Genomic DNA, 24,540 nt, shown 5'->3' with positions numbered 1-24,540 from the left:
CCATGGATTATCACGAACTCGACCCGCGCGGGCTGATCGCGGAGGCCTACAGGATCGAGGGCATCAGCGCGCCCGAGTGCCGGGCGATCTTCCTCGATTGGGCGCTGGGGCGGCCGGAAGGGCAGGAGACGGCGGAAATGGAAACGCTTCTGGCCTATTACGGCAGCGCCGCGCCGGACCACCCGATGAGCGCGGTGCTGCGCGAGGGGCTGGAAGGGCCGGCCAGCACCGCGGGCCGGCGCGGCGGTGCTCGCGGCAGGCGGTCGACCCCTTCGCGAGAGGACTGAGCCGCGCGTTTCGCCGCGGTCAGGAAAAACCGGCGATCAGCACCACCGCGGCGTAATGGGTGGCGGCGGCGGCGAGCACGTGGCCGTGCCAGATCGCGGTGGAGAAGCGCCAGCGCGCGGCGTAGAAGATCGTGCCGAGCGTGTAGGTCAGCCCGCCGACGAGCAGCAACACCAGCGCGGCCGGGGGCAGAGTCTGCATCAGCGGCCAGGCGGCGATCACGCCGATCCAGCCTTGCGCAAGGTAGAGGACAAAGCCGAGGCGCGGCCAGCGGTGGAAAAACGCCAGTTTCAGCGTGATGCCGAAAACCGCGAGGCTCCAGGCCGCGATCGCCAGCGCCAGCCCGCGCCCGCCGCCCAGCCCGATGATCGCCATCGGCGTGTAGGTGCCCGCGATCATCAGGTAGATCGCGGCGTGGTCGAAGCGCCTCAGCACGGCGCGGATCTTGCGGTGCAGGGTGAGATTGTAGGCCGCCGACAGCGCGAAGGTGGCGACGAGGCCCACGGCATAGGGCACCAGCGGCCAGAGCCGGTCGGGCGGCATCGCCAGCGCGGCCCAGACCAGGAGCGCGGTGGCCCCTGCGATCGCGGCGGCGAGGCCGAGAACATGCATCACGCCGTCGGCGATGTGTTCGGCGAGGCTGTGGTCAAGGCCATGGTGCTGCATCGGAACTCCCTTCAGCCCCGATATATAATGCGTCCCGGCCCCTCGTGCAGGCATGACCTTGCGTCCGCGCGCGCAGATCGGCGGTGCGGCGCCTACCAGCGCCCCGAGGCGCCACCGCCCGAGGACGACCCGCCGCCGAAGGAGCCGCCGGAGGAGGAAGAGGACGAACGGGTGATGCGCGGGATCGTGTAGCTGACCACGCCGTGATAGCCGCAATGCGGGCAATCGGTGATCCGCTCGCCCCGGCCGCCGGCGGCGCGGGTGGCGCGTTCGAGCACGTGTTTCTTGCGGTGAATGCCGCGCTGGCCGCACTCGGGGCAACGCGCGAAACGGTCGGAAATCCGCCGGCCGAAGAGCGCCGCCCCGGCCAGGATCGCGACCAGCGCGCCGATGACCGCGCCGAGAAGGCTGCCACCGCCACCAGCGGAGGCCTCGGGCGCGGCGCCATCATGATGCGCCATGGCGATGCGCGAGATCACCGCCGCGGTGCCGTCCTCGATCCCGCGCGAGAAGTCGCCGTCGCGGAACGCCGGCAGGAAGATGCGGTCGATGATGTCCTGCGCGGTGCGGTTGAAGCCGCTCGCGTAGCCCGCGCCGAGTTCGATGCGCATTTCGCGGTCTTCCGTCACCACCAGCACGAGGATGCCGTCATTGGTCTCGGCCCGGCCGATACCCCAATGGTTGAACAGCCCGGTGGCGAAGGCTTCGAGCGAGCCGACGTTCTCATAGCCCCAGCGGGTGTGCAGGGTGAGCACGGTGGCCTCGATCCCGGTGTCCTCGCGCAGCGATTTCAGCGCGGTGGTGATCCGGCTCTCGGCGCCCTCCTCGATGACCTTGGCGTAATCGTTGACATAGACCGTCTCGTGCACCGGCCAGCTCTGGGCGAGGGCGAACACCGGCAGGATGAGCGCGACGAGCAGGGCGGCAAGACGTTTCATGCGGAACCTCCATCGACCGGGGCACCGGCCCCATCACGGGGATGTTATCACGGCGGGGCCGGCGCGGCCAATCCTCACGATCGCGCGGCGATCTCGGCAAGCACGACGGGGGCCATCATCACGTCGTCGCGGGTGCAGTCGAACTGCCCCACCTGCATCCGGATCACGAACCGCCCCTCGTGGGTGGTCTGGGTGAGGTAGATCCGCCCGTCGCGGTTGACCGCGTCGAGCAGCCGGGCGGTGCTGGCATCGTCGCCGAAACGGAAGGTGAAAAGCGACAGGATCGGCTCGGTGACGATCTGGAAGCCGGGCAGGGCGGCGATGGCGTCGCGCGCCTCCTGCGCCCAGGCCACGTGGTTGCGGATCCGCGCGCGCAGGCCCGAAAGCCCCTCGGCGCGCAAGAGCACCCAGATCTTCAGCGCCCGGAAGCGGCGGCCGAGCGGGATCGTCCATTCGTTGTAGTTCACCACCTCGTCCGCGCCTTGCGTTTCGAGGTAGTCGGGGCGCAGGCCGAGGGTGCGGATCTGCGGCCCCGGATCGCGGATGAACTGCACCGCCGCGTCGAACTGGGCACCGAGCCACTTGTGCGGGTTGAACACGATCGTCTCGGCGCCTTCCACCCCGGCCCAGAGCTTGCGGAACTCCGGCGCGATCATCGCCGAGCCGGCCCAGGCGGCATCGACATGGGTGGGCAGGTCATGCGCCTTGGCCACCGCGATCAGGGGCGCGAGATCGTCGCAGGCGCCGATCGCGGTGCCGCCGGTGGCGAGGATCACGCCCGCCGGGTGGTGCCCGGCGGCAAGATCGGCGCGGATCGCGGCGTCGAGCGCGGCGGGGTCCATCGAATGGAGCGGATCGGTGGGCCGGGTGGCGATCTTCACGAGATTGTCCTGGCCGATGCCGGAGAGCCGCGCGGCCTTGTCGACCGATGAATGCGCCTGCGCCGAGGCGTAGAGCCGCAGCCGCGGCTGGCCGGAGAGGCCGGCGGTGAGCCCCTCAAACCCAAGCGCGCGCTCGCGCATGGTGAGCACCGCCGAGAGCGTGGCGGTGGTGGCGCTGTCGTGGATGGTGCCGGTGAAATCGGCGGGCAGGCCGAGCCCGTCGCGCAGCCAGTCGATCACCAGAGCCTCCATCTCGTTCGCGGCCGGCGCGGTCTGCCAGAGCATCGCCTGCGCCGCCATGGCATTGGCGATCTGCTCGGCCAGCATCGAGGCGGGGGCGGCGTTGGCGGGGAAATAGGCGAAGAAACGCGGGTGCTGCCAATGCGTCATCGCGTCGGGGATCAGCGTGGTGATGTCGTCGAAGATCGCCGCGATCGGGTCGGGCTGTTCCGGCACCGGCGCCTCGATCCGGGCGCGGAACTCACCGGGCTGCAGGTCTGGGCGCACCGGCCGGTCGCGCAAGCCGGCGTGGTAATCGCGCGCCCAGTCGGCGGCGCGTTTCGACCAATAGGCGAGATCGTCGTGGTTCATGCCGGTGCCTCGTGAGCGCCGAGGGGGCGAGGGGGCTTTGCCCCCTCGCGCTCCCCCAAGGTATTTGTGCCAGGATGAAGGGGAACGGGGTTCCGGGTCTCAGCCCTTCGCGGTTTCGAGCGCGGCGATGATCGGCGAGAAATCCTCGGCCTTGAGGCTCGCACCGCCCACCAGCGCGCCGTCGACATTGGCCACCGCGAAGATCTCGGCGGCGTTCGAGGGCTTCACCGAGCCGCCGTAGAGCACGCGGATGGCCTCGCCCTCGGCACCGAAGCGCGCGACCAGTTCGGCGCGGATGAAATCATGGACTTCCGTGATCTGTTCGATGGTGGGGATCTTGCCGGTGCCGATCGCCCAGATCGGCTCGTAGGCGATCACCGCATTGGCGCCGGTGAGCCCGTCGGGCAGCGAGCCGGCAAGTTGCGCGCCGATCACGTCGAGGGTCTGGTCCGATTCGCGCTGATCGAGGCTCTCGCCGAGGCAGATCACCGCGACGAGCCCGGCCGCCAGCGCGGCTTCGGCTTTCGCGCGCACGATGGCGTCGGTCTCGTGGTGGTCGGCGCGGCGTTCGGAATGGCCGACGATGGCGTGCGAGCCGCCCGCGTCGGCGATCATCCCGGCGGCGATGTCACCGGTATGGGCGCCGGCCTTTTCCGGGTGGCAATCCTGGCCGCCGGTGGCGATGGCGCTGCCGCTGGCCACCGAGGACAGCCGCTCGAGCAGCGTGGCGGGCGGGCAGATCAGGATATCGACCGCGGGCGCGGGGTGCGCCGTTTTCAGCACCTCGACCTCGCCGAGGCTCGCCGCCGTGCCGTTCATCTTCCAGTTGCCCGCTGCCAATCCGCGCCGCATGTTGTCTCTCCCCGATGCTGTGTCGGGCGGAGACTAGCGGCAATCGGCGGCGGCGCAAAGCGCCTATGCTGCGGCAAATGGCCGGCACCGGGCACCGGCGATGGCGCCACGGCGTGTCCGGGCGGCGCGCATCTTAGCTTTCGGCGGTGAGGCTCTCGTCGAACTTGATCGATTCGCCGCAGCCGCACTCCTCGGTGACGTTGGGATTGCGGAACTTGAAGCCGGATTCGAGCAGCGATACCTCGTAGTCGATCTCGGTGCCGAACAGGAACATCTGCGCCATCGGCGCGATCATCACCCGGGCGCCGTCCTGTTCCACGATCTCGTCCATCGGGTCGACCTCGTCGACGTAGTCCATGGTGTATTCCATGCCCGCGCAGCCGCCCTTCTTCACGCCGATGCGCAGGCCCTGGTGGCCGTCTTTCTGCATCAGCCGGGCAATCTGACTGGCCGCTGCGTCGGTCATCTTGACCGCTTGTTTGCCGGGGATCGAAAACATCTGGGCACTCCTTGTTCGCGGGTTCAACGTAAGGGTTCAGGGCCGCTCACTCAAGGGCCGTGCGGGGTTGCCGGCCACGGTGGTGCCGGCGGCGACGTCGCGGGTGACGACCGCGCCGGCGGCCACAAGGGCGGCTTCGCCGATGGTCACGCCGGGCAGCAGGATTGCGCCGCCGCCGATCCAGGCGTCGGCGCCGATGCGGATCGGGCGGCCCGATTCCGCCCCGCCGGCCCGTTCCCGCGCGTCGCGGGGATGATCGGCGGTGAGGATCTGCACGTATGGCCCGATCTGCACCCGGTCGCCGATCTCGACGCGGGCGACGTCGAGGATGACGCAGCCGTAGTTGAGAAACACCCCGCGCCCGAGCCGGATCTCGGTGCCGTAATCGACGAAGAAGGGCGGGCGGATCACCGCGTCGGTCCGGTAGCCGAACAGCGCGTGCATGATCGCGGCGCGCTCTTCGTCCTCGCCGTAGACCGTCTGGTTGTAATCGCGCATCAGACGCTGGGCCCGCTTGCGCATCGCCACCAGATCCGGATCGCCGGGGCGATAGGGCAGCCCCGCGCGCATCTTTTCGAGCTCGCTCGCGGGATGGCCCGGCATCGTCACATGAACCCGAGTTCCAGCCGGGCCTCGTCCGACATCATGTCCATCCCCCAGGGCGGATCCCAGGTGAGCTGCACATCGACCGACTTCACCCCGGGGACGGGGCCGATGGCGTCGTAGAGCCAGCCCGGCATGTCGCCCGCCACCGGGCAGCCCGGCGCGGTGAGCGTCATCAGGATCGACACGTCGCCCTCGTCGTTGATCTCGATCGTGTAGACCAGCCCCAGATCGTAGATATTGACCGGGATCTCCGGGTCGTAGACCGAGCGGCAAGCCTCGACGACCGGCTCGTAGAGCGGGTGATCGGTGCTGGAGGGTTTGATGAGGGGGGCGCCCTCCATCTGCGGTGTTTCGCTGTTCATCGCGCGTTTCCCTTATACCTGACAGAACATATAGGATTTGTGATGCGCGAGGTCCACCCTCCATTCAATCGAGCGGCAGAACGGTGGTTTCCTTTTTCTGGCCGAGCACGAAATGGGTGGTCGAGGCGCGCACGATGCCGAGGCGCAGGATGCGGTGCATCAGGAAATGTTCCAGCGCCTCGGGGTCGCGGGCGACGACCTTGAGCAGGTAATCGTCGGCCCCGGTCACGCTGGCGCATTCGACGATCTGCGGCTCCTGCGCCACGAAGGCATCGAAGCGGCGGATCGTCTCCTCGCTGTGATCGACGAGCGAAACATGCACGTAGGCGCGGGTGAGCAGGCCGACCGCGCGGGCGTCGACCAGCGCCGCGTAGCCGCGGATCACGCCGCTTTCCTCAAGCTTGCGCACCCGCCGCCAGCAGGGCGAGGTGGACAGCCCGGCGCGGGCGGCCAGCTCCTGGATCGGCAGCCGGCCCTCGGCCTGCAGGATCGCGAGAAGGCGTTTGTCGGTTTCGTCAAGCGGGGTCATATTTTGCCGTAGATTGAAAGTTTCAGAAAGATACGACCCAATTCTAGCCAATTCTGGCGCCGAGTGGAAGAGAATTGCCTCCGAAATCGCGATATCCTGCCGAAAACGTGCCAGACAGGGAGGATATCATGGCCAAGACCAGTGCCTACGCGGCGAAGCGCCCGGATTCCACGGGGCAGATCCATTACACCGAGGCTGAAAATGCGGTCTGGCGCGATCTCTACGCGCAGCAGGCCCCGAACGTGGCGCAACACATGGCCCGGCCCTATCTCGACGGTCTCGCCCGGCTCGACCTGCCGCGCGACCGGGTGCCGCAGGCCGGCGAGGTCTCGGCGGTTCTGCGGGAGCTGACCGGCTGGCGGGTGGAGCCGGTGCCGGCGCTGATCCCGTTCGGGCGGTTCTTCGCGCTTCTGGCCGACCGGGCCTTTCCGGCCGCCTCCTTCATCCGCTCGCGCGAGGATTTCGACTACATCAAGGAGCCCGACATCTTCCACGAGATCTTCGGGCACACCCCGCTGCTCACCGACCCGCGATTCGCCGCCTTCACCGAGGCGATCGGGGAGGCGGGGCTGCGCGCGGACCCGGGCGATTATGCCTGGATCATCCGGCTCTACTGGTTCACCATCGAGTTCGGGCTGACCCGCGAGGCGGGCCGGCTCAAGGCGCTCGGCTCGGGGCTGGCGTCGAGCCCGACGGAATTGCCGTGGAGCCTGTCGGATGAGCCGGAGCGTCGTGAATTCGACGTGATCGACATCCTGCGCACCCCTTACCGGATCGACATCCACCAGCCGCTCTACTACGTTCTGGACGATATCGACACGCTGTTCGCCGCAGCCGGGCGCGATCTGCTCGCCGATGTGCGCAAGGCGCAATCGCTGGGGTTGTTCGCGCCGCTCTATCCGGAGGCGCGTGCGGCGTCCTGACAAGGAGACCGACATGGCCGAAAAAATCGACGAGAGCGCGGCGGCAAAGCGGTTGGGCGCATTGCACGAGGATTGGCGGCTGGAGGGCGGAAAACTCAGCCGCCGGTTCGCCTTCAAGGGGTTCCAGAAGGCGGTAATGCTGGCCAACGCGGCGGCGTTTCTCGGCGACCGCGAGGGCCATCATCCCGATATCGCCTTCGGCTGGGGCTATTGCGAGGTGACCTTCACGACCCATGATGTCGGCGGGCTCAGCGAACTTGATTTCGACTGCGCCGCCAAGCTCGACGCTCTGGTGGCCGGTACGTGACTGTGCGGGCGGCGCTGCTGCTTTGCATCGTCGTTCTCGTCGCCGGATGCGCCCGCCCCGCGGCGCGCGACGCCGTGGTGCCGGTGGTGTCCAGCGCCGGTGCGCTTGCCCCCTTCGAGGGCGACTGGCCGGGCTTTCTCGACCGTCTCGCGCTGGAACGGGGGCGCGATTACCTCGTGCTCGCCTACCTGCCGCCCGCCAACCCCGTCGACATCTCCACCCCTGAGCGCGCCCGGCGTTCGCTGGTGCGCACGGTGTTCGACCAGCTCGGCGCGCTGGAGGCGGGCACCACGATCGGCCACCTGATGGTGGGCTGGCAATGCGCGGGCGTGCGCGGGCTGGTGTCGATGACCGGCGAACAGGAACGCCAGGGCCAGCGCATGCTGCTCGCCGGATGGGGGCTGACCCCGGTGCTCTCCACCTTCGAAGACGGCAAGCTGGTGGCGCTCGACGCCAACCCGCCGCAACAGCTGCGCGCCTTCGAGGCCGGGCGGGGCGTGGTGCTGGCGGCCGAGGTGAGCGCGCGCGATTGCCGCGCCGCGCGGGCGCGCGTGGCCGCCTTCGCCACTCATCCCGCCGAGCCGCACCGCAATTACTCGCTGTTGCGCGAGCCCGGCGCCTACGAGGGCGGCGGCTGCCTGTCCTTCGGGCTTGATGTTGCCGCGGCGGGCGGCGTGATGCCGCGCCTGCCGGCACTGGCCCGGCGCGACAAGCCGTTGCGCGCGGTGCAACTGGGCGCGCGCGAGCCGGTGCCCGAAGGGGTCGTGGCCTACCGCGCACCCGGCCACCCGACCGCGCCGGTGGCGGTGCTCGCCCTGCTCACCCGGCGCTGGGACACCGGGCCGGTGCTCGACGTGGTCACCGTGCCCGACGGCGAGGCGATCCTCGCCGCGCTGACCTGGGCGGGGGTCGGCACCGCGCCGCGGAATGACTGGCGCTACAGCCGGATGATGCGGCGCGACGACCCGGTGATCGGCCCCGCCGCCGAGTACGGGCGCGGCTGGGCGCTGCGCTACCCGGTGCGGCGAATCGCCGATCCCGAGGGCACCGCCGCGCTGGTGCTGGAACGGCGCTGACGCCTTAGCGCGGCTTGCGCCGGCGCACCGGCGCGGGGCGCACCATCGCCTCGATCTCCTTGTAGAGCAGGGCCGCGATGTTCTTGCCCGAGGTGGTCTCGATCCCCTCCAGGCCGGGCGAGGAATTGACTTCCAGCACCTTCGGCCCGTTCTCCGAGCGCAGCAGGTCGACGCCCGCGAGGTTGAGCCCGAAGGCCCGGGCCGCCTTCAGCGCGGTTTCGCGTTCCTCCCTGGTGATGCGCACCGTCTTCGCGGTGCCGCCCTGGTGCAGGTTGGAGCGGAAATCGCCCTCCGCGCCGGATCGTTTCATCGACGCGGCCACCTTGTTGCCGATCACCAGGCAGCGAATGTCTTCGCCCGCCGCCTCCTTGACGAAATCCTGAACGAGGAAGTTGGCCTTGAGCCCGCGGAAGGCCGAGATCACGCTCTCGGCCGCCTTCTTGGTTTCGGCCAGCACCACGCCCTTGCCCTGCGTGCTCTCCAGGAGTTTCACGATCAACGGCGCGGTTCCGACGAGGCCGATCAGGTTGCCCGTATCCTTGGGCGAGGCGGCGAAGGCGGTGTTGGGCATGCCGATGCGCGCCCGGGCCATGAGCTGGTGGGCATAGAGCTTGTCGCGGCTGGCGGTGATGCCCGCCGAGCCGTTCAGGCAATAGGTGCCGATGGTTTCGAACTGACGCACCACGGCGGTGCCATAGGGGGTGATCGAGGCGCCGATACGCGGGATCACCGCGTCGTAGCGCGGCAGCCGCTTGCCATCGTAATGCACCTCCGGCGCCAGCGCGTTGATCGCCATGTAGCAGCGCGCGGTGTCGATCACCTCGACGGTATGGCCGCGTGCCTCGCCTTCCTCGACGAGCCGGCGGGTGGAATAATTGTGTTCGCGCGAAAGCACCGCCACACGCAGCGCCCGCGCCGGCTGTGCGGTGCGCATCCGGGCGCTGTGGTAGACGTCGTAACTCAGCTCGGGCTGCAGGAAGCGGTCGGTAGCGACGATGGTGATATGGTCGAGCAACGCCTGGCGGCCCAGAAGCATCCGGCTCGCCATCTGCGCGCGGTTGGTCAGCGTGATCTCGATCGGCCAGGCATGGCCGGCGACGTCCAGCGTGGTCGAGATCACGTAGCGGCTTTCCGTCTCGCCGTTCGACGAGGTCACGTCGCGCCGGTCGATGATCGGGGCGGAGCAGGGAATCACCAGGTCTTCGCGCCCCGGGATCGGGTGCACGGTGAAGCGCACCTTGGGCCGGGACGAGGGGCCGAAGGTTTCGATGTCGAAGGCATGCAGCGCGGAGGTTCTCGCCCCGGTGTCGACCTTGGCCCGGATCGCGGGCACGCCGAGGTCGGGCAGCGACAGCCACTCTTCCCAGCCGAATTGCAGCCGGGGGGTGGTGCGGGTCTCGATCGTGCTCATGGGCCCATCCTTGTGCCAGCGGCGGTTTTGCGCCAGAAGCAGCGTCAAACATTCGGGATAATCCAATGGCCCAACAGGTGCAATTCCAACTCCACGCCACCGATGGCAAGGCCCGCACCGGCGTGCTTTCGACGCCACGCGGCGAGATCCGCACGCCGGCCTTCATGCCGGTGGGCACGGCGGCCACGGTGAAGGCGATGATGCCCGAGAGCGTGGCGGCGACGGGGGCCGACATCCTGCTCGGCAATACCTATCACCTGATGCTGCGCCCCGGCGCCGAGCGGATCGACCGGCTCGGCGGGCTTCACCGGTTCATGAACTGGTCGGGGCCGATTCTCACCGATTCCGGCGGTTTCCAGGTGATGAGCCTGTCGGAGCTGCGCAAGCTCACCGAGGAGGGCGTGACCTTCCGCTCGCATATCGACGGCTCGCGCCACGTGCTGACGCCCGAACGCTCGATGGAAATCCAGAAGCTGCTCGGCTCCGATATCGTGATGTGCTTCGACGAATGCCCCGCCTTGCCCGCCGACGAGGCGACGGTGGCCAACTCGATGCGGCTTTCGATGCGATGGGCGGAACGCTCGCGGGAGGCCTTCGGCGACCGGCCGGGGCACGCGCTCTTCGGTATCCAGCAGGGTGGGGTGACGCCTGAACTTCGCGCCGAAAGTGCCGAGAAACTCGTGCAGATCGGCTTTGACGGCTACGCCGTCGGCGGGCTGGCGGTGGGCGAGGGGCAGGAGGCGATGTTCGGCGTTCTGGATTACGCCCCCGACAGCCTGCCGGCCGACAAGCCGCGCTACCTGATGGGCGTCGGCAAGCCCGACGATATCGTCGGCGCGGTCAAGCGCGGGATCGACATGATGGATTGCGTGCTGCCCACCCGGTCCGGGCGCACCGGGCAGGCCTGGACGCGGCGCGGCCCGGTCGCGCTCAAGAACGCCCGCCACGCCGACGATCCGCGCCCGCTCGACGAGGCCTGCACCTGCCCGGCCTGCCGCAACTACTCGCGCGCCTATCTCCATCACGTCTTCCGCTCGGGCGAACTGATCTCGTCGATGCTGCTGACCTGGCACAACCTGCATTACTACCAGGACTTGATGCAAGGCTTGCGTGACGCGATTTCCGCCGGCGAATTCAGTGCCTTCGAAGCCGATTTTCATGCGCGGCGCGCGGAGGGCGACATCGAGCGGCTGTAAGGGCGCGGCGCAGGCGGCGTGAATTTGGGCCCGGGGTTTTCCCCCTGTGGCGGCCCGGGATCATCCAGCTGGCCATTGCATGCATTTCAAGGCAGTTTCGCGTGCCGGCGCCCTTGCCGGTGGCGCGCCGCGCGGGCACAATGCGCCAAACCACCGGCGCGGTTGAAACCGGCGGGGCCACGCCCCACTTAATCAGCCAGCGAACAGGAGGCGGATCGCGTTGCCGATACACGGGACGGATGCGCCTGCCGAACAAGAGGAAAACAACATGACCGAGCATACCACCCAGTCCCACCCGGTTCTGCCGCTGCGCGATATCGTGGTGTTCCCGCACATGATCGTGCCGCTCTTCGTGGGGCGGGAGAAGAGCGTGAAGGCGCTCGAGGCGGTCATGGGCGAAGAGCGCCAGATCCTGCTGGCCAGCCAGATCGACCCCTCGCTCGATGAGCCGGAAACCGACTCGATCTACCGCGTCGGCGTGCTCGCCAACGTGCTGCAGCTTCTCAAGCTCCCCGACGGCACGGTGAAGGTGCTCGTCGAGGGTCAGTCGCGGGTGAAGATCACCCGGTTCATCGAGAACGAGGCCTATTTCGAGGCCGAGGCCGAGGCGCTGCAGGAAACCACCGGCGATGCGGAGACGGTCGAGGCGCTGACGCGCTCGGTGCACGAGGAATTCGAGCGCTACGCCAAGGTGAAGAAGAACATTCCCGAGGAGGCGCTGGCGGCGGTTTCGGAAACCGTCGAGGCGGAGAAACTGGCCGACCTGGTGGCCGGCCACCTCGGCGTGGACGTGGCCCAGAAACAGGAACTGCTCGAAACGCTGACGCTCGATGAGCGGCTGGAGAAGGTCTATGGCCTGATGCAGGGAGAGATGAGCGTTCTGCAGGTCGAGAAAAAGATCAAGACCCGGGTGAAGAGCCAGATGGAGCGCACCCAGCGCGAATACTACCTCAACGAGCAGATGAAGGCGATCCAGAAGGAACTCGGCGAAGACGGCGAGGGCCAGAACGAGGTGGCCGAGCTGGAAGCGCGCGTCGCCAACACCAAGCTCTCGAAGGAAGCGCGCGAGAAGGCCGAAGGCGAGATCAAGAAGCTCAAGAACATGAGCCCGATGAGCGCCGAGGCCACCGTGGTGCGCAATTACCTCGACTGGATGCTCGGCATCCCGTGGGGCGTGAAGAGCCGGGTGAAGAAAAACCTCGTCGCCGCCCAGTCGGTGCTCGATGCCGATCACTACGGGCTGGAGAAGGTCAAGGAACGCATCGTCGAATACCTTGCGGTGCAGCAGCGTTCGAAGAAGCTGAAGGGGCCGATCCTCTGCCTCGTCGGCCCTCCCGGCGTGGGCAAGACCTCGCTCGGCAAATCGGTCGCGCGGGCGACGGGGCGCGAGTTCATCCGCATCAGCCTTGGCGGCGTGCGCGACGAGAGCGAGATCCGTGGCCACCGGCGCACCTATATCGGCTCGATGCCGGGCAAGATCATCCAGTCGCTGAAGAAGGCGAAAACCACCAACCCGCTGATCCTGCTCGACGAGATCGACAAGATGGGCCAGGATTTCCGTGGCGACCCGGCGAGCGCGATGCTCGAAGTGCTCGACCCGGAACAGAACGGCACCTTCGTCGACCATTACCTCGAGGTGGAATACGACCTCTCGAACGTGATGTTCCTGACCACGGCCAACAGCTACAACATGCCCGGGCCGCTGCTCGACCGGATGGAGATCATCCCGCTTGCCGGCTACACCGAGGACGAGAAGCGCGAGATCGCCAAGCAGCACCTGCTGGACAAGCAGATCAAGAACCACGGGCTGCGCAAGGGCGAGTTCGTCATGACCGACGCGGCGCTCACCGACATCATCCGCTACTACACCCGCGAGGCGGGGGTGCGGAACCTTGAGCGCGACATCGCCAAATGCGCCCGCAAGGCGGTGACGATGATCGTGCGCGGTGATGTGAAAACCGTCGAGGTCACGCCGGACAATCTCGAGGACTTCCTCGGGGTGCGCAAGTTCCGCTACGGGCTGGCCGAGAAGGAAGACCAGATCGGCGTCGTCACCGGGCTGGCCTGGACCAGCGTCGGCGGCGACCTGCTGTCGATCGAGGCGCTGCGCCTGCCCGGCAAGGGCCGGATGAAGACCACCGGCACGCTCGGCGACGTGATGAAGGAAAGCATCGACGCGGCCAATTCCTTCGTGCGTTCGATCGCGCCGTCGATCGGGGTGAAGCCGCCGAAGCTCGAGAAGTGGGATATCCACGTGCACGTGCCGGAAGGGGCAACCCCGAAGGACGGGCCGAGCGCCGGCATCGCCATGGTCACCTCGATCGTCTCGGTGCTGACCCAGATCCCGGTGCGCAAGAATATCGCCATGACTGGCGAGGTCACCCTTCGCGGCCACGTGCTGCCGATCGGCGGCTTGAAGGAAAAGCTGCTGGCGGCGCTGCGCGGCGGGATCAAGACGGTGCTGATCCCCGAGGAGAACGAGAAGGATCTCACCGAGATCCCCGACAACGTGAAGCAGGGGCTGGAGATCATCCCGGTGGCGCATGTGCGCGACGTTCTGTCCCGGGCGCTTGTGCGCACCCCCGAGCCGGTGGAATGGGACGAGGCCGCCGAAGAGGCCGCCGCGGCCGCGCTCAAGAGCGAGAGCGAAAAGCCGGGGCGGGTGGCGCACTGAGCCAACGCCCTGATGTGAAGATCCTAAGGCGCGCCCTCGGGCGCGCCTTTTCTGTTACACCCAACAGGCTGAGGGCAGAGGCGACAGAGGGTCGATTTCGCACGCGAGGGCAGGAGCCGGGCCGGCGAGATCACGGCGCTGTCCGAGGCCACGTTCCCCGCCTCGGAAGGCCCCGAGGATGGCGCCCTGATCGGCAAGCTGGCGATGGACCTGTTCGAGAAAACGCCGGGCGACGACCTGCGCGCTTTCACCTGCCGCGACGATGACGGGCTCGCGGGCTGCGTCATGGCCTCGCGCCTGCGCTACCCCGAGGATAACCGCACCGTCTTCCTGCTCGCCCCGGTCGCCGTAGAGACCGGCCGCCAGCGCCGGGGCATCGGCCGGAAGCTCCTGCGCATCGGCCTCGACGACTTGCGTCGCCGGGGCGTCGACGTGGCGCTCACCTACGGCGATCCGGCCTGTTACGACAAGGTCGGCTTCGCGCCGATCACCGACAACCTGGCGCGCGCGCCGCTTGCGCTGCAATTCCCGCATGGCTGGCTCGGGCAGTCGCTCACCGAGCGCCCGCTGGACCGGCTCCGCGGCCCTTTGTGCTGGGTCGAAGCGCTGAACAGCCCCGCCTATTGGTAACGCCCCCGGTTCAGTCGACCGCGCGCATCTCCAACCCGAGCATGCCGTAGTTCACACCGTAGTAGCCGCCGAGATCGACCACAGCCTCGGGCGTATGTGTGAGCACGTCCTGTGCCATGACGCCTTCATAGGTCTGGCTCTGGCCGGCATAGCGGAAGTGATAGAGCGGCAGCCCGTTTCCGGCGGTGCCGACGTGCTTGATATCCGTCTTCAGCCGCGCGTCGGAAATCGCCACCGTCGTGGGGCCGAGGATGATGCTCGCCGCCACGAAGGCTACGAAGAGCGCCGGGGGCAGCAGGTGGTGGCTGACGCTGCTGGCACTCTGCTGGATGATCACCTCGGCATCGACGACCGGGTCGGCAATGCTTCCGGAAAGCGCCGGTCCGGCGAGGGTGCCCAGCGCAAGGCTGGCGGCGAGGGTGGAGCCGATGAGTCTCGACATCTTGATTGTCCTCCATGAACAGAAACCGAGGAACTGCACCGGGTGGCCTGACTGCCGCCCGGTGCCGCCACCATTGCAAGCCGGGCCGGGTCTGTCCAGTCATGGCGCCTGCCGCACCGTCGGGCGCACCTGGGACGTTTTTGCATCGCCGGGTGGGGCAGACTGGCCATCAGGCTGGATTCGTTTGGCAATTTTAGTTACCGTCCACGCGGAAGAAACAATCAACCCAAAAAGACTTGTATTGAGGCGGTATCATGGCAACCACGAAAAAGACCAGCAGCAGCACCCGCACCGGCAAGACCGTTGCGCCCACGGCGGCGAAAAAGACCACCACGGCGAAGGCCGCGGCAAAGCCGGCCGCCGAACCGCAGGCCGCAAACGCAGGCGAAATCCCGAACGCGATGACCAAGAAGGCCCTGTTCGAGCGGGTCAAGGCCCGCAGCACGGGGGTGAAGGGGCGCGAGGTCCGCGCGGTGATGGACGCGGTGCTCGATGAGCTCGGCGCCGCCATCGTCGCCGGCGACGGCGTCAAGATCCAGCCCTTCGGCACGCTCAAGGTCCAGCGCAGGAAACCGCTTGCCGGTGGCGATATCGTGGTCTGCAAACTGCGCCGCAAAAAGCCCGGACAGAAGGCGAAAGACCCTCTTGCAGAGGCCGCGGAGTGAGGCTAAAAGCCCCCGGATACGGGTGATTAGCTCAGTGGTAGAGCGCTTCGTTCACATCGAAGATGTCGGGGGTTCAAATCCCTCATCACCCACCATTCCCACCACGATCACGATCGCGCCGGGCCAGCCCGGCGCGCCACGCCATCCTCTCGATGCGGAACCCTGAACTCTGGATCCTGCGCCACGGGCAGACCGAATGGAACGCCGAGGGCCGCAAGCAGGGCGGGCGCGACAGCCCGCTGACCGCGCTTGGCCGCAGCCAGGCGGCCGATCAGAACCGCATCCTGCGCCGCACCGACCTTCCCGACCGCACCACGTTCCAGGTCTCGCCCCAGGGCCGCGCCACCGCCGCGATCGCGCTCGACGGGATCGCCGTCCCTGTGGTCGATGACCGGCTGCGCGAGATCGAACTCGGCGATTTCGAGGGCAAGACCGACGCCGAACTCCGGGCCGGCTGGCCCGACATCATGGACCGCGACGACCCGTTGCCCTGGCACTTCCACGCGCCGGGCGGCGAAACATGGGGGGCGTTCAACGCCCGCATCGCGGACTGGCTCGCCGACCAGCGCGCACCGGCCGTGATCGTCGCCCACGGGATGCTGTCGGCGGTGCTGCGCGGGCAGGTGCTCGGCCTCGATATTGCGGGGATTTCGCGCCTGCCGGGCGGGCAGGGAATCGTCTGGCACATCCGCGACGGGGTGATGACCCGGCTCGAGGCTTGATCTCTCCGGGGCGCAGGGGTAACACCGCGCGCACGGGTGATTAGCTCAGCTGGTAGAGCGCTTCGTTTACACCGAAGATGTCGGGGGTTCGAGTCCCTCATCACCCACCAGCCTCCATCACAATTGAAACTCCCCGCCATGCGTACCCCTTCTTCGCCGCCACTAAGGGTTGATAGTGATCAGGTTCGTGCCTATGTTGAACCCGCTGGTCGGCGAGCCACCATCAATAGTGTGGCCGTCCGGCGGGTAGGGATAGAAGTCTAGCATCGAGCAGCTCCGTTCTGGGAGCATTTTGCGGTGACCGATCTTATGGTCGGAAGCTTGAAGCTAGACGATCCGATCGTCTCTTCATGTACTGGCTTTGCCCCGTCGCCCTCACCGGGAGGTATGAGATTGGCTTGCCGCCGCAATGACGGCCCGGGCCACGAGCCAGAAGGGAAGATACGGATAACGATGCAAACACTCACAATTTTGGTCGCCGTTCTGAATGACATTGTTAGCGTTCTGGTCGGGATAGTCGCGCTAGTTGTCGCGCTTGGTCCAAGACTGAGAAGGGGCGGGAAAAAGGAAAAGTTGTCGAACGCAATAGACAACCATGAAGACTCCGACTGAACATTGAGCCGGGGTCCAAAAACTTGTAACCACAGATCCATTTCTGTCTCAATTGACTGATATGTTTGCCGGATTAAGAGTGTCAGATCTTCGCCTGCGCCTCGCGCGGCAACCGCCAGCGCAGCTTCGACCAGTCGCGCGCGCCGAGGATCATCGACACGGTGGCGAAGCGGTAGCCGCGCTCGATCAGCCCGTCGAGGGCGACGGGCATCGCCTGCACCGTCGGCTTGTGAATGTCGTGGCTGAGGATGATCGCGCCGGGGCGGGCGCCGTCGACGATACGGTCGGCCACCACGCTGGAGCCGGGGCGGCGCCAGTCTTCCGGGTCGACCGACCACAGCACCGTCGGCATCTCGCGTTCCTTGTGGATCATCGCGCGCTGCGGCCCGGTCAGCCCGCCGTAGGGCGGCCGCATGGTGACGGGGATCCGCCGCACCGCCCGGAACACGGCTTCCGAGGTGCGGTCGAGCTCGCGCAGCACCGCGGTGTTGCCGAGGCCCGACAGCAACGGGTGTTGCCAGGTGTGATTGCCGATCTCGTGGCCCTCGTCGACCATCCGCTTCACGATGTCGGGGTAGCGTGCGACGTTGCGGCCGATCACGTAGAAGGTGGCGCGGACCCGGCGCGCCTTGAGGATGTCGAGCAGGGCCGGCGTATAGGTCGGGTGCGGACCGTCGTCGAAGGTCATCGCCACCAGCCTCGCCTGCGTCGGCGCGCCGGTCACGGTAATCAGCCGCTCGGTGTCCAGATCGACGGGCAGGGCGATCCCGGCGGACGCCGCCCGCGCCGTGCCCGGCGCCAGCCATGTCCCGCCCGCGATCGCAGCCCCCGATCCGAGGATCAGGTCTCGTCTCGTAACCACCCTTGCCCCCCAGGCTTTGGCGCTTCACCAGATACCCGACGGTGATCCCAGCCGCCGCGCCGCGCCGCAAGACCTTGCAGCGGCGCATTCACCCTGGCCCGCAGGCTGTTGCCACGAACGCACAATTCCGGCTCTTGGAGGCGGCGGGCGCGGCCGAGGGAGGTTTGAAAAGGTCAAGCCGCTTGTGCGATCGCGATACCGCCGCCGCGATCCCGCCGGGGCCGCCGGGGCCGCCCGGACCGGGCGCGCGCCGTTCGCCACGGCGCCGACTCACCCCGCGAGTCGCCACCGATCCGGCCGCTCGGCGGAAAAAACGCCCGAGGCCACACGGAACCGCTTGACGCCCCCCCCGCACGCTTCTAGAACCCGGCGTCACGACGCCCCGCATGGGGTTCGGCAGCGGGCGGTTGTAGCTCAGTTGGTTAGAGTACCGGCCTGTCACGCCGGGGGTCGCGGGTTCGAGTCCCGTCAACCGCGCCATCGCTGCCAAACCCGATCGAAGCGTCCCTGCGCGGTTGTAGCTCAGTTGGTTAGAGTACCGGCCTGTCACGCCGGGGGTCGCGGGTTCGAGTCCCGTCAACCGCGCCACTTTTCCCCCTCTGGTCATTCGGCTCCACCCACAGTATGGGAGGCCCGGAAACGAGACGGGGTGAGACCATGCGCGCGCGTTTGCTGAAATTTCTCGATAACCTGCCGCTGCTCTACGCGGTGCTCTTCGCTGCCACGCTCGGCCTCGCGCCCTTCGTGCCCGAGCCGCATGTCTGGGAAAAGCTCAAGATGCTTGCGGACGGCACGCTGAGCGAACCGATCGACATCTTCGATCTGGTGTTCCACGGCTGGACCTGGGTTCTGCTCGCGGCCAAGCTCGCCCGCATGGCGGTGGTGAAGACCGAGGCCTGATCCCCCTTCATCCTGACAAAAAATACCTCGGGAGCGTCACGCCGGCGGCATGCCTCCGGCACGAGGGCAGAGCCCTCGCACCGGTCGTCCGGGCGCAGCCCGGTCGAAACCTCTAGCGCGCAAGCGCCGCCAGGATCCGCGCCCAGCTGCGCATGCCCTTGTGGAGTGAGGGCCGTCCCGGAAAGGCTCCGGTGGAGCCTTTCAGGCCCGAACGGGCGGAGCCCCGACGAGTTTCCACGTTGGAACGCGGGAGCTTCAGCGTGCCAGCGCCGCGAGAATCCGTGCCCAGCTGCGCATGCCCTTGTGGAAACTCTCGAGGTCGTATTTCTCGTTCGGCGAGTGGATCTGGTCGTCGTCGCGGCCGAAGCCGATGAGCATCGAGTTCATCCCCAGGACCTGCTGGAAATGCCCGGCAATCGGGATCGAGCCGCCCGAGCCGATGAAGGCCGCCTCCATCCCCCATTCATCCGAGAGCGCCTGGCGGGCGGCCTCGAAGGCCGGGTCGTCGGTCGGCATCCGCGAGGCGCCGGCGCCGTGCCCGTTGGGAAATTCCGCCGTCACATCGTCCGGAAGCCGGTCTTCGACGTGGCGCACGAAGGCGGCGTGGATCGCTTCCGGGTCCTGCTCGCCGACGAGGCGGAAGCTGATCTTGGCCGAGGCTTTCGAGGGCAGCACGGTCTTGAAGCCAGCGCCGGTGTAGCCGCCCCAGATCCCGTTCACCTCCGCCGTGGGGCGCGACCAGAGCTTCTCCAGCGGCGTGCGGTCAACCTCGCCGGCGGGCACCGAGAGCCCGACATCGCCGAGAAACCGGGCGTGGTCGAAGGCCAGCGCCTGCCACTGGGCGCGGATCTCGTCGGGCAGTTCCGGCACGCCATCATAGAAGCCGTCGAGCGTGATCCGGCCGTTTTCGTCGTGCAGATCGGCCAGGATCTTCGCCAGCACGCTGATCGGGTTGCGCGCGAGCCCGCCATACATGCCCGAGTGCAGATCGCGCGAGGGGCCGGTGAGCACCAGTTCCTCGGCGAGCAGCCCGCGCAGCTGGGTGGTGATCGCCGGCACCTTGCCGTCGAACATCGTGGTGTCGCAGATCATCGCGAAGTCGGCTTTCAGCTCCTCGGCGTTTTCCTTCATGAACGGCACCAGCGAGGGCGAGCCGGATTCCTCCTCGCCCTCGAGGAAGATGGTGATCCGGCAGGGCAGGGCGCCGTGCTCCGCCACCCAGGCCCGCATCGCCTCGACGAAGGTCATCAGCTGGCCCTTGTCGTCGGAGGTGCCGCGGCCGCGGATCACCTTGCCCTTGGGCGTGTCCTCGATCGCAGGGGCGAAGGGATCGGCGTCCCACAGCTCCAGCGGATCGACGGGCTGCACGTCGTAATGGCCGTAGAACAGCAGGTGCGGGCCGCCCTCGCCACCATGCGCCACCACCATCGGGTGGCCGGGGGTGGCGCGCTTGGAGGCGTCGAAGCCGATGCTCTCGAGGTCCTGCACCAGCCAGTCGGCGGCCGCGTCGCAATCGCCCTTGTAGGCCGGGTCGGTCGAGATCGACGGGATCCGCAGCAGCGCCATCAGGCGGGCGAGGGCATCGTCGAGGCCGTCGTCGAGGCGGGCGAGAACGGGGGTGAGGGTCATGGCTTTCTCCTGTGGCGTTTCGGGGCGAAGCGGGCGCCGGTGCGTCGTCCGCAAACGCGGCGCCGCGCGCGCGGGTCGGCGGAAAACGTATCAGAGCTGGGGCCACTGTCCAGAGAGGGTGGCGAAGCCGGCCCGCGCTGCCTATGTTGCCGGCGACACAAGGAGGAATTCGCATGAAAAGAATGGTTCTCGCGCTCGGTTTCGCACTTGCTGGCGCCGGGATGTCCGCGCCGCTCCATGCCGAGGGCGGCCTCGCCTTCCAGCCGGTCGCGCCCGAGGGGCTCGACGCCACCGCGACCGAGATGGTCGCCGCGCTGCAAGCCGGGATGCCGGCGCAGATGGCCGCCTTCGAACAGGCCGGGTTCGGCTTCTACGGCGCGCTCGCGGTGCCGCAGGGCGTCGAACTGGGCCCCGAGAAACTGGCTTCGGTGGCGAACCACGCCACGCCCGACGCCGCGCAAAGCGCCGTGCTTGAAGTCTGCGCGCAGCAGACCGGCGCCGCCTGCACCGTGATCGGCCTGCTGGTGCCGGCGCCCGAATGATCCTGGGCGGCGGGCCGTTGGCGCCAATTGCCCGCCGCCTTGATTCAGGTCAATTTCCCGGCCTGCGGCAAAATGTATGTGAAAAAACACTTCGATTGCCGTGATGTTACAATTAGAGTGCATCCAAACCGGCCGGATTCTGGAGGAACGCGTGTGAACTACGAAGCCAAGCTGGACGAGGCGCTGGGGCGTCTGCATGACGAAGGCCGCTACCGGGTTTTCATCGACATCGAACGCGAGCGGGGCCGGTTCCCCCACGCAACCTGGCAGAAGCCCGACGGCAGCAGCCAGCCGGTCACGATCTGGTGCGGCAACGATTATCTCGGCATGGGCCAGCACCCGGCGGTTCTCGCGGCGATGCACGAGGCGATCGACGCCACCGGCGCGGGCTCCGGCGGCACCCGCAACATCTCGGGCACGACGGTGTATCACAAGCGGCTCGAAGCCGAGCTGGCCGATCTGCATCGCAAGGAAGCGGCGCTCTTGTTCACCTCGGCCTATATCGCCAACGACGCGACGCTTTCGACCCTGCCCAAGCTCTTCCCCGGCCTCATCATCTATTCCGACGCGCTCAACCACGCCTCGATGATTGAGGGCGTGCGGCGCAACGGCGGCGCCAAGCGGATTTTCCGTCACAACGACATCGAACACCTGCGCGAGTTGCTCGCGGCCGACGATCCCGACGCCCCCAAGCTGATCGCCTTCGAAAGCGTCTACTCGATGGATGGCGATTTCGGCCTGATCCGCGAGATCTGCGATGTCGCCGACGAATTCGGCGCGCTGACCTATATCGACGAGGTGCACGCGGTCGGCATGTATGGTGCACGCGGCGCCGGCGTGTGCGAGCGCGACGGGCTGATGGGCCGGATCGACATCATCAACGGCACGCTTGGCAAGGCCTATGGCGTGATGGGCGGCTATATTGCCGCGAGCGCGAAAATGGTCGATGCCATCCGGTCTTACGCGCCGGGCTTCATCTTCACCACCTCGCTCGCCCCGGTCGTCGCGGCCGGCGCGGCGGCCTCGGTGGCGCTGCTGAAAACCGCCGAGGGCAAGAAGCTGCGCGACACCCACCAGCAGCAGGCGAAGATTCTCAAGACCCGGCTCAAGGGGCTTGGGCTGCCGATCATCGACCATGGCAGCCACATCGTTCCGGTGATCGTCGGCGACCCGGTGCACACCAAGGCGCTGTCGGACATGCTGCTCGACCAGTTCGGCATCTACGTGCAGCCGATCAACTTCCCGACCGTGCCGCGCGGCACCGAGCGGCTGCGGTTCACGCCCTCGCCGGTGCATGGCCCGGACGAGACCGAAAAGCTCGTGCGGGCGCTGGATTCGCTCTGGTCGCAATGTGCGCTGAATCGCGCCGAACTCAGCGCCTGAGTTTTTCGGCCTGTGCACTAACTCTGGCGTTGTGGTAATAATTGGCCGCAAGACGTTGATGATTGCGAGAATCATCTGAACGTCGAGGCATTGAGCGGGCAGGCCGCCTGACAGCGAGAGGGACAGCGTTCATGATCCGGCGGTGGGTGACGCCCAAGATCACGGAACCAGATGCGCCGGGCGGATTCGATTCCTACGATCTCAGGCTTGGAGATGTCATGCGGGGCGAACGCGCCACGCTGGGCAAATCCCTGCTTGACGTTCAGCGCGAACTGAAGATCAAGGCCACCTATATTTCCGCGATCGAAAATGCCGACGTGAAAGCGTTCGAAACGCCTAGTTTCATCGCCGGCTACGTGCGGTCCTACGCCCGCTACCTCGGCATGGACCCCGATCGCGCCTTCGCCGCCTTCTGCCGCGAATCCGGCTTCGTGCCGGTGCACGGTCTCACCCCGCAGGCCAAGCCCCGGGCCGACAAACCCGCGGCCCCCGCCGGCGATCCGCTCGCCAACCCCAACGCAAGTTTCGTGCCGCGCCAAAGTTCGATCTTCGAGGGGATCGAGCCAGGCGCGGTCGGGTCGGTGGCGGTGCTGATCGCGCTGGTCGGCGTGCTGGGCTACGGCGGCTGGTCCTTGCTCAAGGAAATCCAGAAGGTCGATTTCGCCCCGGTCGAACAGGCCGTGGGCGCGATGGAAGACCTGCCGGGACTCGGCGACGCTGACGGCGGCGCGGAGGTCCTCGCCGAAGGCGGACCGGCCGGGCTGAACACGTCGCCCACGACCGATACGCTCGACCGGCTCTATCGGCCCGAGGCGCTCGACATGCCGGTGATGATCGCCCGCGATGGCCCGATCTCGACGCTGGACCCGTCCGAAGTGGGGGTTCTCGCCGAGGTGGGGCGCACCGCACCGGGGCGCGCGGGCCCGATGGGCGCAGGGGCGATTGCGGGAGACGCGATCAATGCGGCGGTGGCCGAGGCCAATGCCGACGAGCCGGTGCCCGGCGGCGGCGTGCGCGTCTTCGGCCCCGACGCGCCGGAGGTGGCGATCTTCGCCGTTCGCCCGTCCTGGGTGCGGGTGCAGGCGGCGGATGGTTCGGTGATCCTCGAAAAAATCCTCGACGCCGGCGAGCAATACGTGCTGCCCAAGACCGAAAGCCCGCCGCTCCTGCGCACCGGGAACGCCGGCAGCGTCTATTTCGCGGTGAACGGCGCGGCCTACGGGCCGGCGGGCGAGGGTGCCTCGGTGGTGTCGAACATCGCGCTTGCGCCGGATGCCCTGAGCGAGCGTTTCGCTGCGGCCGACCTCGACTCGGACGCCGATCTGGCCAGCTTCGTCGCCGTGGCGGATGCCTCGGGGCGCTGAGCCCGCCCTGACGATCCGGCCTCTCCTTGCACCTTTTCAAACAGTCGGTCGCGGCATTTCCCTTGCCGCGGCGCCGGTGAAAAATCGCCGCTGTGGCCTCAGCCCGGCGTTTTGCGTTCCTGCGCCTTCGCCGCGTTCCACAGGGCATCCATTTCTTCCAGCGTCGCCTCCTGCGGCGCTTTGCCCTGCGCTGCCAGTCCGGCCTCGATCGCGGCGAAGCGGCGGGTGAATTTCGCATTGGCGTGGCGCAGCGCGGCCTCGGGGTCTATGTCGAGATGGCGCGAGAGATTGGCCAGCGCGAACAGCAAGTCGCCGATCTCCTCGGTCAGCGCTTCATGGCCCAGCTCGTCGCGCGCCTCGGCCACTTCGCGCGCCTCCTCGGCGATCTTGTCGAGCACCGGGCCGACCGCGCCCCAGTCGAACCCCACCCGCGCGGCGCGTTTCTGCAGCTTGTAGGCGCGCAAGAGCGCGGGCAGGCCCAGCGCCACCCCGTCGAGCACGCCATGTTCGGCGCGCGCGGCGCGCTCGGCCGCCTTCATCGTCTCCCAGTTCTCGGTCTGGGCCTCGGCGCTGTCGATCCCGGCCTGGTCGCCGAACACGTGCGGGTGGCGCGCCACCATCTTGTCGGCCATGTGGTTGGCCACGTCGTGGAACGAGAACAGCCCTTCCTCCTCGGCCATCCGGGCGTGGAACACCGACTGGAACAGTAGATCGCCCAACTCGCCCTTCAACTCGCCCCAGGCCTCGCGCTCGATCGCGTCGGCCACCTCGTAGGCTTCCTCGATGGTGTAGGGCGCGATGGTGGCGAAGCTCTGCGCCACGTCCCAGGGGCAGCCGGTTTCGGGGTCGCGCAGCCGGGCCATGATCTCGACCAGCCGTGCGATGCCGCCGTCGGGGTCATGCACGAGGTCATCTGAGGTTTTGCCCATTGCGTCGGCCCTTGTTTCGGGGAAATCTCCGGGTTCCATAGCAAAGCGCGCGAGAGGCCGAAAC

General features: G+C 67.6%; 26 protein-coding genes, 4 tRNA genes and 1 pseudogene. 18 read left to right on the top strand and 13 right to left on the bottom strand.

What is annotated here, in order from left to right; all coding sequences use genetic code 11:
* The first annotated feature begins 2 nt into the window (after positions 1-2).
* Positions 3-287 carry a hypothetical protein gene (locus tag IEW01_RS07980; protein WP_308418946.1) on the top strand — a complete coding sequence of 95 codons (285 nt, stop codon included), beginning with the start codon at positions 3-5 and terminating at the stop codon, positions 285-287.
* 19 nt (positions 288-306) lie between these two features.
* Here IEW01_RS07980 and trhA read toward each other — a convergent pair whose 3' ends face one another.
* The 8 genes from trhA to IEW01_RS07940 form a co-directional block, all read right to left on the bottom strand.
* Positions 307-951 (bottom strand): PAQR family membrane homeostasis protein TrhA, encoded by a 645-nt coding sequence (trhA, locus tag IEW01_RS07975; RefSeq protein ID WP_188527081.1) that lies wholly within the window; start codon positions 949-951, stop codon positions 307-309.
* A 92-nt stretch (positions 952-1,043) separates the two neighbouring features.
* Entirely contained in the window at positions 1,044-1,889 is an 846-nt protein-coding gene (locus IEW01_RS07970) for a TPM domain-containing protein (protein WP_188527080.1), read from the bottom strand.
* 74 nt (positions 1,890-1,963) lie between these two features.
* Positions 1,964-3,361 carry a pyridoxal phosphate-dependent decarboxylase family protein gene (locus IEW01_RS07965; RefSeq protein ID WP_188527079.1) on the bottom strand — a complete coding sequence of 466 codons (1,398 nt, stop codon included), beginning with the start codon at positions 3,359-3,361 and terminating at the stop codon, positions 1,964-1,966.
* 99 nt (positions 3,362-3,460) lie between these two features.
* Positions 3,461-4,213 (bottom strand): triose-phosphate isomerase, encoded by a 753-nt coding sequence (gene tpiA, locus IEW01_RS07960; RefSeq protein ID WP_188527078.1) that lies wholly within the window; start codon positions 4,211-4,213, stop codon positions 3,461-3,463.
* Between the two features lie 133 nt (positions 4,214-4,346).
* Positions 4,347-4,712, bottom strand: a complete 366-nt coding sequence (locus IEW01_RS07955) for a HesB/IscA family protein (RefSeq protein ID WP_188527077.1) — start codon at positions 4,710-4,712, stop codon at positions 4,347-4,349.
* 36 nt (positions 4,713-4,748) lie between these two features.
* Positions 4,749-5,315, bottom strand: a complete 567-nt coding sequence (locus IEW01_RS07950; RefSeq protein WP_188527076.1) for a sugar O-acetyltransferase — start codon at positions 5,313-5,315, stop codon at positions 4,749-4,751.
* Between the two features lie 2 nt (positions 5,316-5,317).
* Complete coding sequence (locus IEW01_RS07945; protein WP_188527075.1) at positions 5,318-5,680, bottom strand: SUF system Fe-S cluster assembly protein; 363 nt, start codon at positions 5,678-5,680, stop codon at positions 5,318-5,320.
* 64 nt (positions 5,681-5,744) lie between these two features.
* Positions 5,745-6,209: an Lrp/AsnC family transcriptional regulator gene (locus IEW01_RS07940; protein ID WP_188527074.1), complete on the bottom strand. Its 465-nt coding sequence runs from the start codon at positions 6,207-6,209 to the stop codon at positions 5,745-5,747.
* Between the two features lie 128 nt (positions 6,210-6,337).
* Between IEW01_RS07940 and phhA the strand changes: the two genes are divergently transcribed.
* From phhA to IEW01_RS07925, 3 genes are read left to right on the top strand one after another with little or no spacing between them, the layout of a single operon-like run.
* A complete protein-coding gene (gene phhA, locus IEW01_RS07935; protein ID WP_188527073.1) occupies positions 6,338-7,132 on the top strand; it encodes a phenylalanine 4-monooxygenase in 795 nt (264 codons plus the stop codon).
* A 13-nt stretch (positions 7,133-7,145) separates the two neighbouring features.
* Complete coding sequence (locus tag IEW01_RS07930; protein ID WP_188527072.1) at positions 7,146-7,439, top strand: 4a-hydroxytetrahydrobiopterin dehydratase; 294 nt, start codon at positions 7,146-7,148, stop codon at positions 7,437-7,439.
* Positions 7,436-8,515 (top strand): hypothetical protein, encoded by a 1,080-nt coding sequence (locus IEW01_RS07925; RefSeq protein WP_188527071.1) that lies wholly within the window; start codon positions 7,436-7,438, stop codon positions 8,513-8,515. Before IEW01_RS07930 ends, IEW01_RS07925 begins: the two co-directional genes overlap by 4 nt.
* A gap of 4 nt (positions 8,516-8,519) precedes the next feature.
* On the opposite strand, the gene rimK is transcribed toward IEW01_RS07925, so the two are convergent.
* Positions 8,520-9,926 carry a 30S ribosomal protein S6--L-glutamate ligase gene (rimK, locus tag IEW01_RS07920; protein WP_188527070.1) on the bottom strand — a complete coding sequence of 469 codons (1,407 nt, stop codon included), beginning with the start codon at positions 9,924-9,926 and terminating at the stop codon, positions 8,520-8,522.
* Positions 9,927-9,991: 65 nt separating this feature from the next.
* Here rimK and tgt point away from each other — a divergent pair, with 65 nt between their 5' ends.
* The 3 genes from tgt to IEW01_RS07905 all read left to right on the top strand — a co-directional run bounded on the left by tgt (position 9,992) and on the right by IEW01_RS07905 (position 14,426).
* Positions 9,992-11,122, top strand: coding sequence for a tRNA guanosine(34) transglycosylase Tgt (gene tgt, locus IEW01_RS07915; protein WP_188527069.1), 1,131 nt, complete (start codon positions 9,992-9,994; stop codon positions 11,120-11,122).
* Between the two features lie 268 nt (positions 11,123-11,390).
* Entirely contained in the window at positions 11,391-13,796 is a 2,406-nt protein-coding gene (lon, locus tag IEW01_RS07910; protein WP_188527068.1) for an endopeptidase La, read from the top strand.
* 129 nt (positions 13,797-13,925) lie between these two features.
* A complete protein-coding gene (locus IEW01_RS07905) occupies positions 13,926-14,426 on the top strand; it encodes a GNAT family N-acetyltransferase (RefSeq protein ID WP_188527405.1) in 501 nt (166 codons plus the stop codon).
* Between the two features lie 10 nt (positions 14,427-14,436).
* On the opposite strand, the gene IEW01_RS07900 is transcribed toward IEW01_RS07905, so the two are convergent.
* Positions 14,437-14,868: a tail fiber domain-containing protein gene (locus IEW01_RS07900; protein ID WP_188527067.1), complete on the bottom strand. Its 432-nt coding sequence runs from the start codon at positions 14,866-14,868 to the stop codon at positions 14,437-14,439.
* A 254-nt stretch (positions 14,869-15,122) separates the two neighbouring features.
* Between IEW01_RS07900 and IEW01_RS07895 the strand changes: the two genes are divergently transcribed.
* The 4 genes from IEW01_RS07895 to IEW01_RS07880 all read left to right on the top strand — a co-directional run bounded on the left by IEW01_RS07895 (position 15,123) and on the right by IEW01_RS07880 (position 16,365).
* Positions 15,123-15,533: an HU family DNA-binding protein gene (locus IEW01_RS07895; RefSeq protein WP_188527066.1), complete on the top strand. Its 411-nt coding sequence runs from the start codon at positions 15,123-15,125 to the stop codon at positions 15,531-15,533.
* A 20-nt stretch (positions 15,534-15,553) separates the two neighbouring features.
* Positions 15,554-15,628: transfer RNA gene (locus IEW01_RS07890), tRNA-Val, on the top strand.
* A gap of 57 nt (positions 15,629-15,685) precedes the next feature.
* On the top strand, positions 15,686-16,255 hold the full coding sequence (locus tag IEW01_RS07885; protein WP_188527065.1) for a histidine phosphatase family protein: 570 nt from the start codon (positions 15,686-15,688) through the stop codon (positions 16,253-16,255).
* Positions 16,256-16,289: 34 nt separating this feature from the next.
* A tRNA-Val gene (locus IEW01_RS07880) sits at positions 16,290-16,365 on the top strand.
* A gap of 584 nt (positions 16,366-16,949) precedes the next feature.
* Here IEW01_RS07880 and IEW01_RS07875 read toward each other — a convergent pair.
* The gene (locus tag IEW01_RS07875) at positions 16,950-17,729 is read right to left on the bottom strand and encodes a polysaccharide deacetylase family protein (RefSeq protein WP_188527064.1); all 780 of its coding nucleotides are present in this window, start codon (positions 17,727-17,729) and stop codon (positions 16,950-16,952) included.
* 403 nt (positions 17,730-18,132) lie between these two features.
* Between IEW01_RS07875 and IEW01_RS07870 the strand changes: the two genes are divergently transcribed.
* From IEW01_RS07870 to IEW01_RS07860, 3 genes are all read left to right on the top strand, one after another.
* Positions 18,133-18,209 (top strand) — tRNA-Asp (locus IEW01_RS07870).
* A 31-nt stretch (positions 18,210-18,240) separates the two neighbouring features.
* Positions 18,241-18,317, top strand: a tRNA-Asp gene (locus IEW01_RS07865).
* A 69-nt stretch (positions 18,318-18,386) separates the two neighbouring features.
* Complete coding sequence (locus IEW01_RS07860) at positions 18,387-18,629, top strand: RND transporter (protein ID WP_188527063.1); 243 nt, start codon at positions 18,387-18,389, stop codon at positions 18,627-18,629.
* A gap of 255 nt (positions 18,630-18,884) precedes the next feature.
* Here the strand turns inward: IEW01_RS07860 and IEW01_RS07855 are convergent, their stop codons facing one another.
* A complete protein-coding gene (locus IEW01_RS07855) occupies positions 18,885-20,258 on the bottom strand; it encodes a M20/M25/M40 family metallo-hydrolase (RefSeq protein ID WP_188527062.1) in 1,374 nt (457 codons plus the stop codon).
* 173 nt (positions 20,259-20,431) lie between these two features.
* On the opposite strand from IEW01_RS07855, the gene IEW01_RS07850 reads away from it, so the two are divergent.
* From IEW01_RS07850 to IEW01_RS07840, 4 genes and pseudogenes are all read left to right on the top strand, one after another.
* The gene (locus tag IEW01_RS07850) at positions 20,432-20,800 is read left to right on the top strand and encodes a hypothetical protein (protein WP_188527061.1); all 369 of its coding nucleotides are present in this window, start codon (positions 20,432-20,434) and stop codon (positions 20,798-20,800) included.
* 153 nt (positions 20,801-20,953) lie between these two features.
* A complete protein-coding gene (gene hemA / locus IEW01_RS07845) occupies positions 20,954-22,183 on the top strand; it encodes a 5-aminolevulinate synthase (RefSeq protein ID WP_188527060.1) in 1,230 nt (409 codons plus the stop codon).
* A 131-nt stretch (positions 22,184-22,314) separates the two neighbouring features.
* Positions 22,315-22,569 (top strand): annotated as a pseudogene (locus tag IEW01_RS17845) (helix-turn-helix domain-containing protein); the annotation flags it as partial.
* Positions 22,567-23,547, top strand: coding sequence for a DUF4115 domain-containing protein (locus IEW01_RS07840; protein WP_438810819.1), 981 nt, complete (start codon positions 22,567-22,569; stop codon positions 23,545-23,547). The pseudogene IEW01_RS17845 and the gene IEW01_RS07840, both read left to right, overlap by 3 nt.
* A 98-nt stretch (positions 23,548-23,645) precedes the next feature.
* Here IEW01_RS07840 and mazG read toward each other — a convergent pair whose 3' ends face one another.
* Positions 23,646-24,476: a nucleoside triphosphate pyrophosphohydrolase gene (mazG, locus tag IEW01_RS07835; RefSeq protein ID WP_188527058.1), complete on the bottom strand. Its 831-nt coding sequence runs from the start codon at positions 24,474-24,476 to the stop codon at positions 23,646-23,648.
* Between the last annotated feature and the right edge of the window lie 64 nt (positions 24,477-24,540).

Origin of the sequence: Sinisalibacter lacisalsi (assembly GCF_014640115.1) — a bacterium.
Taxonomy (GTDB): Bacteria; Pseudomonadota; Alphaproteobacteria; order Rhodobacterales; family Rhodobacteraceae; genus Sinisalibacter; species Sinisalibacter lacisalsi.
This window is presented reverse-complemented; position numbering and strand designations above follow the sequence as displayed.

Excerpts from the sequence above, each read along its gene's own strand:
- IEW01_RS07980 (WP_308418946.1), top strand. The coding sequence starts at position 3 with ATGGATTATCACGAACTCGACCCGCGCGGGCTGATCGCGGAGGCCTAC.
- trhA (WP_188527081.1), bottom strand. The coding sequence starts at position 951 with ATGCAGCACCATGGCCTTGACCACAGCCTCGCCGAACACATCGCCGAC.
- IEW01_RS07970 (WP_188527080.1), bottom strand. The coding sequence starts at position 1,889 with ATGAAACGTCTTGCCGCCCTGCTCGTCGCGCTCATCCTGCCGGTGTTC.
- IEW01_RS07965 (WP_188527079.1), bottom strand. The coding sequence starts at position 3,361 with ATGAACCACGACGATCTCGCCTATTGGTCGAAACGCGCCGCCGACTGG.
- tpiA (WP_188527078.1), bottom strand. The coding sequence starts at position 4,213 with ATGCGGCGCGGATTGGCAGCGGGCAACTGGAAGATGAACGGCACGGCG.
- IEW01_RS07955 (WP_188527077.1), bottom strand. The coding sequence starts at position 4,712 with ATGTTTTCGATCCCCGGCAAACAAGCGGTCAAGATGACCGACGCAGCG.
- IEW01_RS07950 (WP_188527076.1), bottom strand. The coding sequence starts at position 5,315 with ATGCCGGGCCATCCCGCGAGCGAGCTCGAAAAGATGCGCGCGGGGCTG.
- IEW01_RS07945 (WP_188527075.1), bottom strand. The coding sequence starts at position 5,680 with ATGAACAGCGAAACACCGCAGATGGAGGGCGCCCCCCTCATCAAACCC.
- IEW01_RS07940 (WP_188527074.1), bottom strand. The coding sequence starts at position 6,209 with ATGACCCCGCTTGACGAAACCGACAAACGCCTTCTCGCGATCCTGCAG.
- phhA (WP_188527073.1), top strand. The coding sequence starts at position 6,338 with ATGGCCAAGACCAGTGCCTACGCGGCGAAGCGCCCGGATTCCACGGGG.
- IEW01_RS07930 (WP_188527072.1), top strand. The coding sequence starts at position 7,146 with ATGGCCGAAAAAATCGACGAGAGCGCGGCGGCAAAGCGGTTGGGCGCA.
- rimK (WP_188527070.1), bottom strand. The coding sequence starts at position 9,926 with ATGAGCACGATCGAGACCCGCACCACCCCCCGGCTGCAATTCGGCTGG.
- tgt (WP_188527069.1), top strand. The coding sequence starts at position 9,992 with ATGGCCCAACAGGTGCAATTCCAACTCCACGCCACCGATGGCAAGGCC.
- lon (WP_188527068.1), top strand. The coding sequence starts at position 11,391 with ATGACCGAGCATACCACCCAGTCCCACCCGGTTCTGCCGCTGCGCGAT.
- IEW01_RS07900 (WP_188527067.1), bottom strand. The coding sequence starts at position 14,868 with ATGTCGAGACTCATCGGCTCCACCCTCGCCGCCAGCCTTGCGCTGGGC.
- IEW01_RS07895 (WP_188527066.1), top strand. The coding sequence starts at position 15,123 with ATGGCAACCACGAAAAAGACCAGCAGCAGCACCCGCACCGGCAAGACC.
- IEW01_RS07885 (WP_188527065.1), top strand. The coding sequence starts at position 15,686 with ATGCGGAACCCTGAACTCTGGATCCTGCGCCACGGGCAGACCGAATGG.
- IEW01_RS07860 (WP_188527063.1), top strand. The coding sequence starts at position 18,387 with ATGCGCGCGCGTTTGCTGAAATTTCTCGATAACCTGCCGCTGCTCTAC.
- IEW01_RS07855 (WP_188527062.1), bottom strand. The coding sequence starts at position 20,258 with ATGACCCTCACCCCCGTTCTCGCCCGCCTCGACGACGGCCTCGACGAT.
- IEW01_RS07850 (WP_188527061.1), top strand. The coding sequence starts at position 20,432 with ATGAAAAGAATGGTTCTCGCGCTCGGTTTCGCACTTGCTGGCGCCGGG.
- IEW01_RS07840 (WP_438810819.1), top strand. The coding sequence starts at position 22,567 with ATGGACCCCGATCGCGCCTTCGCCGCCTTCTGCCGCGAATCCGGCTTC.
- mazG (WP_188527058.1), bottom strand. The coding sequence starts at position 24,476 with ATGGGCAAAACCTCAGATGACCTCGTGCATGACCCCGACGGCGGCATC.